This is a genomic window from Roseateles toxinivorans (genome assembly GCF_004362525.1).
Taxonomy (GTDB): domain Bacteria; phylum Pseudomonadota; class Gammaproteobacteria; order Burkholderiales; family Burkholderiaceae_C; genus Paucibacter; species Paucibacter toxinivorans.
This window is the reverse complement of sequence record NZ_SNXS01000006.1, coordinates 15921-28512: the sequence shown is the minus strand read 5'-3', so window position 1 is coordinate 28512 and position 12592 is coordinate 15921. Positions and strand designations below refer to the sequence as shown.

12 protein-coding genes are annotated in these 12592 nt (G+C 64.6%); 9 read left to right on the top strand and 3 right to left on the bottom strand.

Features of this window, described 5'->3' with window-relative positions:
- Nucleotides 1-8 precede the first annotated feature (8 nt).
- On the bottom strand, nucleotides 9-743 hold the full coding sequence (locus tag DES47_RS21210) for a Crp/Fnr family transcriptional regulator (protein ID WP_133702764.1): 735 nt from the start codon (nucleotides 741-743) through the stop codon (nucleotides 9-11).
- A 187-nt stretch (nucleotides 744-930) separates the two neighbouring features.
- Between DES47_RS21210 and DES47_RS21205 the strand changes: the two genes are divergently transcribed.
- From DES47_RS21205 to DES47_RS21165, 9 genes are all read left to right on the top strand, one after another.
- Nucleotides 931-2877: an AMP-dependent synthetase/ligase gene (locus tag DES47_RS21205; RefSeq protein WP_133702763.1), complete on the top strand. Its 1947-nt coding sequence runs from the start codon at nucleotides 931-933 to the stop codon at nucleotides 2875-2877.
- 82 nt (nucleotides 2878-2959) lie between these two features.
- On the top strand, nucleotides 2960-3760 hold the full coding sequence (locus tag DES47_RS21200) for an ABC transporter ATP-binding protein (RefSeq protein WP_133702762.1): 801 nt from the start codon (nucleotides 2960-2962) through the stop codon (nucleotides 3758-3760).
- Nucleotides 3761-3784: 24 nt separating this feature from the next.
- The gene (locus DES47_RS21195; protein ID WP_133702761.1) at nucleotides 3785-4714 is read left to right on the top strand and encodes a branched-chain amino acid ABC transporter permease; all 930 of its coding nucleotides are present in this window, start codon (nucleotides 3785-3787) and stop codon (nucleotides 4712-4714) included.
- 16 nt (nucleotides 4715-4730) lie between these two features.
- Entirely contained in the window at nucleotides 4731-5795 is a 1065-nt protein-coding gene (locus DES47_RS21190; protein WP_133702760.1) for a branched-chain amino acid ABC transporter permease, read from the top strand.
- Between the two features lie 61 nt (nucleotides 5796-5856).
- Nucleotides 5857-7188: an ABC transporter substrate-binding protein gene (locus DES47_RS21185; RefSeq protein WP_133702759.1), complete on the top strand. Its 1332-nt coding sequence runs from the start codon at nucleotides 5857-5859 to the stop codon at nucleotides 7186-7188.
- Nucleotides 7189-7279: 91 nt separating this feature from the next.
- Nucleotides 7280-8092 carry an ABC transporter ATP-binding protein gene (locus tag DES47_RS21180; RefSeq protein ID WP_133702758.1) on the top strand — a complete coding sequence of 271 codons (813 nt, stop codon included), beginning with the start codon at nucleotides 7280-7282 and terminating at the stop codon, nucleotides 8090-8092.
- A gap of 10 nt (nucleotides 8093-8102) precedes the next feature.
- Nucleotides 8103-8399: a hypothetical protein gene (locus DES47_RS21175; RefSeq protein WP_133702757.1), complete on the top strand. Its 297-nt coding sequence runs from the start codon at nucleotides 8103-8105 to the stop codon at nucleotides 8397-8399.
- Nucleotides 8396-9658, top strand: a complete 1263-nt coding sequence (locus DES47_RS21170; RefSeq protein ID WP_133702756.1) for a phenylacetate--CoA ligase family protein — start codon at nucleotides 8396-8398, stop codon at nucleotides 9656-9658. Before DES47_RS21175 ends, DES47_RS21170 begins: the two co-directional genes overlap by 4 nt.
- Before the next feature lie 123 nt (nucleotides 9659-9781).
- A complete protein-coding gene (locus DES47_RS21165; RefSeq protein ID WP_133702755.1) occupies nucleotides 9782-10756 on the top strand; it encodes a tripartite tricarboxylate transporter substrate-binding protein in 975 nt (324 codons plus the stop codon).
- A gap of 77 nt (nucleotides 10757-10833) precedes the next feature.
- Here DES47_RS21165 and dtd read toward each other — a convergent pair whose 3' ends face one another.
- Together dtd and tyrS are read right to left on the bottom strand one after the other, a co-directional pair.
- Complete coding sequence (gene dtd / locus DES47_RS21160; protein WP_133702754.1) at nucleotides 10834-11271, bottom strand: D-aminoacyl-tRNA deacylase; 438 nt, start codon at nucleotides 11269-11271, stop codon at nucleotides 10834-10836.
- Between the two features lie 10 nt (nucleotides 11272-11281).
- A complete protein-coding gene (tyrS, locus tag DES47_RS21155) occupies nucleotides 11282-12553 on the bottom strand; it encodes a tyrosine--tRNA ligase (protein WP_133702753.1) in 1272 nt (423 codons plus the stop codon).
- Nucleotides 12554-12592: the final 39 nt, after the last annotated feature.

Below are 12592 nucleotides of genomic sequence, written 5' to 3'. Positions count from 1 at the left end.
CTGCCGGATCAACCGGTGTGGAACAGCCGCAAGCCTCCCAGATCCAGCACCCGCAAGCCCCCGTACTCGATTCGAATCAGCCCCTGGTCCTGCAGCGTCTTCAGCGCCTGGTTGACGCGCTGGCGTGACAGGCCGACCAGATAGCCCAGCTCGGTCTGCGTGATGCGCAGCAGGCTGCCGACGCCGGGGTAGAGCGTCGGATGGAACAGCGAGGCCAGGTTGCGGGCCACGCGCAGATCGGGGTCGGTCATGCGGTCGATCTCGCGGGCGGCAATGAACTGGCCCAGGCGCTCGTTGAGCTGGTTCAGCACGAAGCGGTTGAACGGGATCGAGCTTTCCAGCAACCAGTGGAAGGTCTCGACCGGCAGGCCGGCCACAACGCTGCGCCGCAGCGCCTGGATGTTGTAGCGGTAGACCTCGCGCTTGAGCAGGGTGCCCTCGCCGAACCAGCCGCCCGGCGGTACGCCGGTGAAGGTGATGGCCGTGCCGCCCGAGTCGTCATTGCTCATCTTCAGCAGACCATCGACGACGCCGAACCAGAAGGTCGCAGGCCGGCCGAATCGGCAGACCCGCTCGCCGACTTCGGCATCGGCCACTTGCAGCTGAGCGATCACCGCCTCGCGCTGTGTGCGTTCCAGCAAGGGCAGCCAGGGAATCTGCGCCAGTTCGTCGCCGGTGGCGGCGCGGGCGCGCAGGCGCAGCGGCGGGTGGGCCGATGCATTCATCGGAACGGTGGAGTCCATCAGGCAGGCGCTTCAAAGTTGACAAGAGGCTTACTCGCCACCCCCGGGAAAGCACGCCCCCGTGATACCCCTAGGATTGTCGTCGTAACGACATCTTGACGTCAAAGTCAGGTCTAGCATAGCCCTCAGAAACCCGGGTTGCGACTTCTTTTGAGGTTGCGCTACGGACAGACAGGAGACAACAAGCGTGTCAACGACCTTTCCAAGGCTCTTGCTGGCCCATGCGGCGCAGCGTCCCGACGCACCGGCCCTGCGCGAAAAGGAATACGGCATCTGGCAGGCCCTGAGCTGGTCGCAGCTGGCCGATCTGGTGCGCGCGCTGGCCCATGGCCTGGCCCAGGCCGGCCTCCAGCGTGGCCAGCACATCGTGGTGGTGGGCGACAACCGGCCCCGCCTGTCGGCCGTGATGCTGGCGGCACAGTCGCTTGGTGCGATTCCGGTGCCGCTGTACCAGGACGCGGTGGCGGCCGAATTCCGCTTCCCGATCAATAATGCCGACATCGCCTTTGCCGTGGTCGAAGACCAGGAGCAGGTCGACAAGATGCTGGAGCTGCGCGAGCACTGCCCGCAGCTGGGGCGCATCTGGTTCGACGACCCGCGCGGCCTGCGCCACTACAACGAGCCGGGCCTGAGTTCGCTGGACGATCTGATCGCCAGTGGCCGCGAGCGCATGGCCCAGCAGCCCGGCTTCTTCGACGCCGAGGTGCAGAAGGGCGAAGGCGCCGATGTCGCCGCGATGTTCTTCACCTCGGGCACCACCGGCAACCCGAAGGGGGTGGTGCACACGCACAACAGCCTGATCGACCGCGCCCAGGCCGGTGCACGCTTTGACAAGCTGTCCAGCGACGAAGAGGTGCTGGCCTATCTGCCGCCGGCCTGGATCGGTCAGAACATCTTCAGCTATGCGCAGTGGATCGCCTGCGGCTACGTCGTGAACTGCCCCGAGTCGGCCAGCACGGTGACCATAGACCTGAAGGAAATCGGCCCGACCTACTACTTCGCGCCGCCGCGGATCTTCGAGGGCCTGCTGACCACGGTGATGATCCGCATGGAGGATGCCGGTGCGGTCAAGAAGTGGCTATTCCACCACTTCATGAACCTGGCCCGACGCGTCGGGCCGGCCAAGATGGATGGCAAGCCGGTGTCGGGTCTTGACAGACTGCACTACGCGCTGGGCCAGCTGTGCATCTATGGCCCACTGCGCAACTCGCTGGGCCTGAGCCGCGTGCGCGTGGCCTACACGGCCGGCGAGGCCATAGGCCCGGATCTGTTCAGCTTCTACCGGTCGATAGGCATCAATCTGAAGCAGCTCTATGGCTCGACCGAGACGGCCGTGTTCGTCTGCCTGCAGCCTGACCATGAGGCCCGCGCGGACACGGTGGGCGTGCCCATCGATGGCGTGCAGGTCAAGCTGGCCCCGAGCGGCGAGATTCTGGTCAAGTCGCCCGGCCTGCTGAAGGAGTACTACAAGAACCCCGAGGCCACGGCCGAGGTGCTGACTGCCGAGGGCTGGTATCACACCGGCGACGCCGGCTTCATCGATGCCTCGGGCCATCTGAAGATCATAGACCGCGCCAAGGATGTGGGCCGCATCATGGGCGGCGCCAACGACGGCGCGATGTTCGCGCCCAAGTATGTGGAGAACAAGCTGAAGTTCTTCCCCTTCATCAAGGAGGCGGTGGCCTTCGGCGACAAGCGCGAGAAGGTCTGCGCCTTCATCAATATCGACATGGAAGCGGTGGGCAACTGGGCCGAGAAGCGCAACCTGCCCTATGCCGGCTACACCGATCTGGCGCAGAAGCCCGAGGTCTACGAGATGATTCGCGAGTGCATAGAGAAGGTCAACGCCGATCTTGCGCAGGACGAGCTGCTGGCCGGCAGCCAGATCAGCCGCTTCCTGGTGCTGCACAAGGAGCTGGATGCCGATGACGGCGAGATGACGCGCACCCGCAAGGTCAAGCGCGGCTTCATCAACGAGCGCTACCAGGTGCTGGTCGATGCGCTATACGGCGGCAAGACCAGCCAGTACATAGAGACGCAGGTGAAGTTCGAGGACGGTCGCACCGGCATGGTGGCAGCCGATCTGAAGATCGTCGACACGAAAGTCTTTTCACCAGCCCGGAGGGCGGCGTGATGAAAAGATTTCAGAGCAGGCTCATGTGCGAAGCACGTGACGCCGGAACAAAGACGTTTTCACCTGCGCGGAGGGCCGCCTGATGTCTGAACCCAAGACCGCCGGCAAGAAGATCGGCGAGGTCATCCTCGATGTGCAGAACATCAGCCTGCGCTTCGGTGGCGTGAAGGCGCTGACCGACATCAGCTTCAATGTGCGCGAGCATGAGATACGGGCCATCATCGGCCCCAACGGCGCGGGAAAGAGCTCGATGCTGAACTGCATCAACGGCGTCTACCAGCCGCAGGAAGGCGCCATCACCTTCAAGGGCCAGACCTTCCACCACATGAACTCGCGCCAGGTGGCCGAAATGGGCGTGGCCCGCACCTTCCAGAACCTGGCGCTGTTCAAGGGCATGAGCGTGGTGGACAACATCATGACCGGCCGCAATCTGAAGATGAAGAGCAATATCTTCCAGCAGGCACTGCGCTTCGGCGCCGCCCAGCGCGAGGAGAGCGAGCAGCGCCTGTTCGTCGAACGCATCATCGACTTCCTGGAGATCCAGCCCTATCGCAAGACCGCCGTCGGCAAGATGCCCTATGGCCTGCAAAAGCGGGTGGACCTGGGCCGCGCGCTGGCGATGGAGCCCACCGTGCTCTTGCTCGACGAGCCGATGGCGGGCATGAATGTGGAGGAGAAGCAGGACATGAGCCGCTTCATCCTCGACGTCAATGACGAGTTCGGCACCACCATCGTGCTGATCGAGCATGACATGGGCGTGGTGATGGACATCTCGGACCGCGTCGTCGTGCTGGACTACGGCAAGAAGATCGGCGACGGCACCCCCGACGAGGTGCGCAACAACGAAGACGTGATCAGTGCCTATCTCGGCACGACGCACTGAACCACGGACGAACAGGACGCGACCATGGCATTCTTTCTCGAAGCATTGATAGGCGGCCTGATGGCCGGCATGCTGTATTCGCTGATCGCGCTGGGCTTTGTGCTGATCTACAAGGCCTCGGGCGTGTTCAATTTCGCCCAGGGAGCGATGGTGCTGTTCGCGGCGCTGGCGATGGCCCGCTTCTCGGAGTGGATCCCGCAGTGGCTGGGCTTCGACAACAAGATACTGGCCAATGTGCTGGCCTTCGCGGCGGCGGCCGTCTGCATGATGATCGTCGCCTGGGCGATGGAGCGCTGGGTGCTGGGCAAGCTGGTCAACCAGGAGGGCATCACGCTGCTGATGGCCACCTTGGGCGCGAGCTACTTCCTCGACGGCAGCGGACAGATGATCTTCGGCAGCGACATCTACAAGATCGATGTCGGCATGCCCAAGGACCCGGTGTTCCTGCTGGAAAGTGTGTTCCAGGGCGGCGTGCTGGTGAACAAGGAAGACGTCTATGCGGCGCTGATCGCCGCTGCCCTGGTGGCCGCGCTGGCCCTGTTCTTCCAGAAGACCTCGACCGGCCGCGCGCTGCGCGCGGTGGCCGACGACCACCAGGCCGCGCAGTCGATCGGCATTCCGCTGAACCGCATCTGGATCATCGTCTGGTCGGTGGCGGGCCTCGTGGCCCTGGTAGCCGGCATCATCTGGGGCAGCAAGCTGGGCGTGCAGTTCTCGCTGCAGCTGGTCGCCCTGAAGGCGCTGCCGGTGGTGATCCTCGGTGGCCTGACCTCGGTGCCCGGCGCCATCATCGGCGGGCTGATCATCGGCGTCGGCGAGAAGCTGTCGGAGATCTATATCGGCCCCTATATGGGCGGCGGCATCGAGATCTGGTTTGCCTATGTGATGGCCTTGTTGTTCTTGCTCGTGCGGCCCCAGGGCCTCTTCGGCGAGAAGATCATCGACCGCGTCTGACTGGGCTGGAGACAATATGTTCTATAGAGAAAACGGCCAGTTCAAGACCTCGTACAAGGCCGACGAGCAGATCTTCCCGATCCGGCAGGACCGCATTGCCATCGCGCTGCTGCTGGCGATCGCCTTCATCGCCGTGCCGCTGCTGGCGCCGGAGTACCTGTTCCGCGCCATCCTGATCCCCTTCGTGATCCTGTCGCTGGCTGCTATCGGTCTGAACATCCTGGTCGGCTACTGCGGCCAGATCTCGCTGGGCACCGGCGCCTTCATGGCAGTGGGCGCCTACGCGGCCTACAACTTCAATGTGCGCATCGAGGGCATGCCGCTGGTGCTGTCTCTGCTGCTGGGTGGCGCATGCTCCACCCTGGTGGGTGTGCTGTTCGGCATTCCGTCGCTGCGCATCAAGGGCCTGTACCTGGCCGTGGCCACCCTGGCGGCACAGTTCTTCGTGGACTGGAGCTTTCTGCGCATCAAGTGGTTCACCAATGATTCGTCGTCGGGCTCGGTCACCGTGTCGGGCCTGCAGGTGCTGGGCTTGCCCATCGAGTCGCCGGTGCAGAAGTATCTGTTCTGCCTGACCCTGGTGACGGTGTTCGCGCTGATGGCCAAGAACCTCGTGCGCGGCGCCATCGGCCGCGAATGGATGGCGATGCGCGATATGGACGTGGCCGCCGCGGTGATCGGCATCCGCCCTGTTTACGCCAAGCTCACCGCCTTTGCCGTCAGCAGCTTCATCGTCGGTGTGGCCGGCGGGCTGTGGGGCTTTGTGCATCTGGGCTCCTGGGAGCCGGCGGCCTTCTCGATCGACCGCTCATTCCAGCTGCTGTTCATGGTCATCATCGGCGGCCTGGGCTCCATCATGGGCAGCTTCTTTGGCGCGGCCTTCATCGTCATCCTGCCCATCTTCCTGAACCAGTTGCCGGCCTGGCTGAACATACCGATGTCCACCGCCACCGCCTCGCACTTGGAATCGATGATCTTCGGTGCGCTGATCGTGTTCTTCCTGATCGTCGAACCGCACGGCCTGGCCCGCCTGTGGTCGATCGCCAAAGAGAAGCTGCGGCTGTGGCCCTTCCCCCACTGACAAGAACGAGTTTTTCCCCATGCACTGACGAGTGCTTTTTCCACCCCTCTGGAGGCAGACAATGAAGTTGAAGTCACTGATAAAAGGCGCGGCCCTTGCGGCCCTAAGCCTGTCCAGCCTGCTCACCGCTCCGGCGGCCCTGGCGCAAGCCAAGGAGCAGTTCTTCCCGCTGCTGGTGTACCGCACCGGTCCCTATGCGCCGAATGGAGTGCCCTGGGCTAATGGCAAGCAGGACTACATCAAGATGATCAACGCGCGTGATGGCGGCATCAACGGCGTGAAGATCAGCTTTGAGGAGTGCGAGACCGGCTACGCCACCGACCGCGGTGTCGAATGCTACGAGCGGCTCAAGGGCAAGGGCGCGTCGATGATCGATCCGCAGGCCACCGGCATCACCTTCGCCCTGACCGAGAAGGCGCCCGTCGACAAGATCCCGCTGGTGACCCTGGGCTATGGCCTGTCGGCCTCGCAGGACGGCGGCGTGTTCAAGTGGAACTTCCCGCTGATGGGCAGCTACTGGACGGCGGCCGACATCCTGATCCAGCACATCGGCAAGAAGGAAGGCGGGCTGGACAAGCTCAAGGGCAAGAAAATCGCCCTGGTCTATCACGACAGCCCCTTCGGCAAGGAGCCGATGCCGCTGCTGGAAGAGCGCTCCAAGACCCATGGCTTCGAGCTGTTGAAGATCCCCGTCACGGCGCCCGGCGTCGAGCAGAAGTCGGCTTGGCTGCAGGTGCGTCAGCAGCGTCCCGACTATGTGCTGCTGTGGGGCTGGGGCGTGATGAACTCCACCGCGCTGAAGGAAGCGCAGGCCACCGGCTATCCGCGAGACAAGATGTACGGCGTGTGGTGGGCCGGCGCCGAGCCTGACGTGAAGGACGTCGGCGAGGGCGCCAAGGGCTATAACGCGCTGGCCCTGAACACCTCGGGCCAGACGCCCAAGGTCATCCAGGACATCATCAAGCATGTGCATGACAAGGGTCAGGGCACGGGCCCGAAGGATGAGGTCGGTTCGGTGCTCTACACCCGCGGCCTGATCATCCAGATGCTGGGCATCGAGGCCGTGCGCCGCGCGCAGGAGCGCTTCGGCAAGGGCAAGGTCATGACCGGCGAGCAGGTGCGCTGGGGCCTGGAGAACCTGGCCCTGGACCAGAAGAAGCTCGACTCGCTGGGCCTGGCCGGCGTGATGCGTCCGCTGTCCACCTCCTGCGTCGACCACATGGGCTCGGTGACGGCCCGCGTGCACACCTGGGACGGCGCGAAGTGGAACTTCAGCTCCGACTTCATCTCGGCCGACGAGCAGATCATCAAGCCGATGGTCAAGGCCGCCGCCGACAAGTACGCCAGCGACAAGAAGCTGACGCGTCGCACACCGCAGGACTGCCAGTCCTAAGCAGGTCCGGGGGCCCTCGCGGGCCCTCTTCCAAGCACCGCGCGCGGTGCTTGGAAGAGCGAAGAATGCACAGAGAACCAGGCGCATCACCATGACCACACCCAACATCCTTCTCAACGTCAACGGCATCGAGGTGATCTACAACCATGTGATCCTGGTGCTCAAGGGCGTCTCGCTCCAGGTGCCGGAGGGCAAGGTCGTGGCCCTGCTGGGTGGCAATGGCGCGGGCAAGACCACCACCCTGCGCGCGGTCAGCAATCTGCTGCGTGCCGAGCGCGGTGATGTCACCAAAGGTTCGATCGAACTGCGTGGCGAGCGCATCGAGAAGCTCTCCACCTCGGACATGGTCAACCGCGGCGTGATCCAGGTGATGGAGGGACGGCACTGCTTCGCCCATCTGTCGATTGAAGACAATCTGATGACCGGCGCCTACACCCGCAAGGATGGCAAGGCGGCGGTGGCCGCGACCCTGGAGAAGGTCTACAACTACTTCCCGCGCCTCAAGGACCGCCGCACATCGCAGGCCGCCTACACCTCCGGCGGCGAGCAGCAGATGTGCGCCATCGGCCGCGCCTTGATGGCCAATCCGAAGATGGTGCTGCTGGACGAGCCCTCGATGGGCCTGGCGCCGCAAATCGTCGAGGAGGTGTTCGAGATCGTCAAGGACCTGAACCAGCGCGAGAAGGTGACCTTTCTGCTGGCCGAGCAGAACACGAATATCGCGCTGCGCTATGCCGACTACGGCTACATCCTCGAGAACGGTCGCATTGTCATGGACGGCGAGGCCAAGGCGCTGCGCGAGAACGAGGACGTCAAGGAGTTCTATCTGGGCATGGGCGGCGGCGACCGCAAGAGCTTCAAGGATGTGAAAAGCTACAAGCGCAGGAAGCGTTGGCTGGCTTGAGAGGACGCAGATGAGCGACAACTTCTTTGCCCCGCCCGCGTTCAAGCCCGACCAGGCCCTGCTGCAGCTCAAGCGCGCGCTGCGCGATCTGCGGCAACTGAGCGAGCGCGGCAGTGAGTTCCTGCTGAAGGGTCAGACCATCGTTGAGCTGAGCGCTGACGAAACCACGCTGACCGCCAAGCTGGCCAAGCGCCCCGCACGCAGCCCCGAATGGGACACCCGTGTCTGCAAGAGCAGCGCCGACGTGCGCACGCTGCAGGACGAGATCAAGAAGCGCCTGGTGCGCTGGACGGACGAAACATCATGAGCAACTTCTACGACGCCCTGGAATCGCGCGACCCGGCACTGCGCGAACGCGAGCTGATGGCGGCGCTGCCGCAGCAGATCGCCAGGGCTCAGGATCTGACCCCGGCATATGCCGAATTGCTGGATGGCGTCGATCCGGACAGCATCGCCAGCCGCAGCCAGCTTGCCGCGCTGCCGGTGACGCGCAAGCACGAGCTGCTGGAGCGTCAGAAGGCCCAGCGCGCACACGACGTGTTCGGCGGCTTCTCCGCCATCGGCTGGACCGGCCAGGTGCGCAGCAGCGGCGCACAGCGAGTGTTCCAGTCGCCCGGGCCAATCTACGAGCCCGAGGGGCAGGGGCGCGACTACTGGCGCTCGGCACGGGCACTGTATGCCGCCGGCTTTCGCCATGGTGACCTGGTGCACAACAGCTTCAGCTACCACCTGACGCCGGCCGGCGCGATGATGGAAAGCGGCGCCCACGCGATCGGCTGCAGCGTGTTCCCGGGCGGCGTCGGCAACACCGAGCTGCAGTTGCAGGCCATGAGCGAGCTGCGCCCGCACGGCTATGTGGGCACGCCCAGTTTTCTGAAGATACTGCTCGACAAGGCCGCAGAGGCGGGCACCGCCCTGCCCTCGCTGCGCAAGGCCCTGGTCAGCGGCGAGGCCTTTCCGCCCTCGCTGCGAGACTGGCTGCGCGAGCGTGGCGTCGAGGGCTATCAGTGCTATGCCACGGCGGATCTGGGCTTGATCGCCTACGAGACGCCTGCCCGCGAGGGCCTGGTGCTGGACGAGGGCGTGATCGTCGAGATCGTGCGCCCCGGCACCGGCGACCCTGTCGCCGAGGGCGAGGTCGGCGAGCTGGTCGTCACCACCCTGAACCCCGACTATCCGCTGATCCGATTCGGCACCGGCGACCTCAGCGCCCTGCTGCCCGGCCACTGCCCGACCGGCCGCAGCAACGCGCGCATCAAGGGCTGGATGGGCCGCGCCGACCAGAGCGCCAAGGTGCGCGGCATGTTCGTGCACGCCGGCCAGGTGGCCGAGATCACGCGCCGCTTCCCCGAACTGGGCAAGGCCAGGCTGGTCGTCAGCGGCGAAATGGCCAACGACCAGATGCAGCTGCGCCTGGAGATCGCCAACGCCCCCGAGGGCCTGGCCGAGCAGGTGGCTCAGGCGATGCGCGACATCACCAAGCTGCGCGGCGATGTGGTCTTAGTGCCCCCCGGCAGCCTGCCCAATGACGGCAAGGTGATCGAGGACGCGCGCAAGTACGACTGAAGTCGTATCAGCAGGTCGTAGGCGCTTTCCCTGAGCCCGGCGCGCTTACGTAGTTCCCGCAGGGCGCGGCCACTGCCTCAGCCCTAATATTTGGCACCCCCAGCTATTTCCTTGAGGACAGCGATGAAGAAGCTTCTATTGACCGGTGTTGCCGCCAGCCTGTGCGCCGGAGCCGCCCTTGCCGAGTACCCCGAGAAGGCCATCACCATCGTCGTGCCCTTTGCCGCAGGTGGCCCGACCGACAAGGTCGCGCGCGACCTGGCCGAGGTGATGCGCAAATCGTTGGGCAACCAGACCATCCTGATCGACAACGTCGGCGGCGCTGGCGGCACCTTGGGCGCCACCAAGGTGGCCAAGGCCGCCCCCGATGGTTACACCCTGCTGCTGCACCATATCGGCATGGCGACCGCCCCGGCCCTGTACCGCAATATGCAGTACAAGACGCTGGAAGACTTCGAGTACCTGGGCCTGGTCGTCGATGTGCCCATGACCCTGATCGGCAAGCCCAGCCTGCCGGCCAACAACTACGCCGAACTGGCCAAGTGGATCGACGCCAACCGCGGCAAGATCAATCTGGCCAACGCCGGTCTGGGTTCGGCCTCGCATCTGTGCGGCCTGCTGTATCAGAGCACGGTCAAGGTGGACATGGTGACCGTGCCTTACAAGGGCACCGCCCCGGCAATGACCGACCTGCTGGGCGGCCAGGTGGACCTGATGTGCGACCAGACCACCAACACCACCTCGCAAATCGAGGCGGGCAAGGTCAAGGCCTTTGCCGTGACCAGCAGCAAGCGCCTGAGCGGTGCTGCGCTGTCCAAACTGCCGACGCTCGATGAGGCGGGCCTGAAGGGCTTCCAGGTCGGCATCTGGCACGGCGTGTACGCACCGAAGAACACGCCCAAGGCGGTGACAGACAAGATCAACGCCGCGATGAAGAACGCGTTGAAGGATCCCGACTTCATGAAGCGCCAGGAGGCGCTGGGTTCGGTGATCATCAGCGATGCACGCCTGAACGGCGCCGAGCACAAGAAGTTCGTCGAGTCGGAGATCAACCGTTGGGGTCCTGTGATCAAGGCGGCGGGGCAATACGCAGACTGAGGTCGCGCACAAGCCAGCACCCACCTTCTCGATAAAGAGCCCATCGGTAACGATGGGCTTTTTTCATGGGCCGTCAGTCAGATACGGATGGGTATCGTCACCGGCCCGTCGTTTTGCAGGAACACCTGCATATCGGCGCCGAACTCGCCGGTGGCCACCCGCGGATGGCGCTCCCGCGCCAGTTTCACCACCGTGTCATACAGCCGCTGCCCCTGCTCGGGTCCAGCCGCCGCGCTGAAGCCGGGCCGGTTGCCACTGGAGGTATCGGCCGCCAGAGTGAATTGCGACACGATCAACAGGCCGCCGCCGACGTCCTGCACGCTCAGATTCATCTTGCCGGCGCCGTCACTGAAGATGCGCAGCTTCAGCAGCTTGGTGACCAGCTTGTCGGCCTGCAGCTCGGTATCGCTCGGCTCGGCGCAGACCAGCACCAGCAGGCCTTGGTCGATCGCGCCGATCACCTGGCCAGCCACCTCGACCCGCGCCTGCCTGACGCGCTGCAAGACCGCAATCAATCCACCCGCCTCAGGTCAAGGTGACGCGCGCGAACTTGCGCTTGCCGACCTGCAGCACCAAGGTGCCGGCTGCGACCTTCAAGCCCTTGTCGCTGACCGCCGCGCCGTCGATCTTCACGCCGCCCTGCTCGATCATGCGCATCGCCTCGCTGCTGGACGGCACCAGACCGGCCGCCTTCAGCAGCGCGGCAATGCCCAGCGGCGCGCCGGTCAGGGCCAGCTCGGGAATCTCGTCCGGAATGCCGCCCTTGGCGCGATTGTTGAAATCGGCCTCGGCCTCGTCGGCGGCGCGGGCCGAGTGGAAGCGCGCGGTGATCTCCTTGGCCAGCAGCACCTTGGCATCCTTGGGGTTGCGGCCCTGCTCGACCTCGCGTCGCAGGCCGGCGATCTCGGCCTCGGCACGGAAGCTCAACAGGTTGAAGTACTTCCACATCAGCGTGTCGCTGATTGACAGCACCTTGGCGAACATCTCGTTCGGCGGCTCGGTGATCGCGATGTAGTTGCCCTTGCTCTTGGACATCTTCTCGATGCCGTCCAGGCCCTCCAGCAGCGGCATGGTCAGGATGCACTGCGCCTCCTGGCCGTACTCCTGCTGCAAGTGGCGACCCATCAGCAGATTGAACTTCTGGTCGGTGCCGCCCAGCTCCAGGTCGGATTTCAGCGCCACCGAGTCATAGCCCTGCATCAGCGGGTAGAGGAATTCGTGCACCGAGATCGGCGTGCCGGCCTTGAAACGGTCATGGAAGTCATTGCGCTCCATCATCCGCGCCACCGTGTACTTGGCGGCCAGCGCGATCATGCCGCGGGCGCCCAGGGCGTCGCTCCACTCGGAGTTGTAGCGGATCTCGGTCTTCTCCGGGTCCAGCACCAGGCTGGCCTGGGCGTAGTAGGTCTCGGCATTGAGCTTGATCTGCTCGGCCGTCAGCGGCGGGCGGGTGCTGTTGCGACCAGAGGGGTCGCCGATCAGGCTGGTGAAGTCGCCGACCAGAAAGATCACCGTGTGGCCCAGGTTCTGCAACTGGCGCATCTTGTTCAGCACGACCGTGTGGCCCACATGCAGGTCCGGCGCCGTCGGATCCAGGCCCAGCTTGATGCGCAGCGGCGTGCCGGTGGCCTCGGAGCGGGCCAACTTCGCCGTCCAGTCGGCTTCTGGCAGCAATTCATCGCAACCGCGCCTGGAAACGGACAGCGCCTCCAGCACCTTGTCCGTCACCGGATAGCGCGCAGCACCGGTCGCGGCTGAGTCGGGGGCGTTTGCTGCGGGTGCTTGAAAGTCGGACATGGCGGTCGTTTTAGGCGTTTCGGGGTTATTCGGGATTTG

Excerpts from the sequence above, each read along its gene's own strand:
- DES47_RS21210 (WP_133702764.1), bottom strand. The coding sequence starts at position 743 with ATGGACTCCACCGTTCCGATGAATGCATCGGCCCACCCGCCGCTGCGC.
- DES47_RS21200 (WP_133702762.1), top strand. The coding sequence starts at position 2,960 with ATGTCTGAACCCAAGACCGCCGGCAAGAAGATCGGCGAGGTCATCCTC.
- DES47_RS21195 (WP_133702761.1), top strand. The coding sequence starts at position 3,785 with ATGGCATTCTTTCTCGAAGCATTGATAGGCGGCCTGATGGCCGGCATG.
- DES47_RS21190 (WP_133702760.1), top strand. The coding sequence starts at position 4,731 with ATGTTCTATAGAGAAAACGGCCAGTTCAAGACCTCGTACAAGGCCGAC.
- DES47_RS21185 (WP_133702759.1), top strand. The coding sequence starts at position 5,857 with ATGAAGTTGAAGTCACTGATAAAAGGCGCGGCCCTTGCGGCCCTAAGC.
- DES47_RS21180 (WP_133702758.1), top strand. The coding sequence starts at position 7,280 with ATGACCACACCCAACATCCTTCTCAACGTCAACGGCATCGAGGTGATC.
- DES47_RS21175 (WP_133702757.1), top strand. The coding sequence starts at position 8,103 with ATGAGCGACAACTTCTTTGCCCCGCCCGCGTTCAAGCCCGACCAGGCC.
- DES47_RS21170 (WP_133702756.1), top strand. The coding sequence starts at position 8,396 with ATGAGCAACTTCTACGACGCCCTGGAATCGCGCGACCCGGCACTGCGC.
- DES47_RS21165 (WP_133702755.1), top strand. The coding sequence starts at position 9,782 with ATGAAGAAGCTTCTATTGACCGGTGTTGCCGCCAGCCTGTGCGCCGGA.
- tyrS (WP_133702753.1), bottom strand. The coding sequence starts at position 12,553 with ATGTCCGACTTTCAAGCACCCGCAGCAAACGCCCCCGACTCAGCCGCG.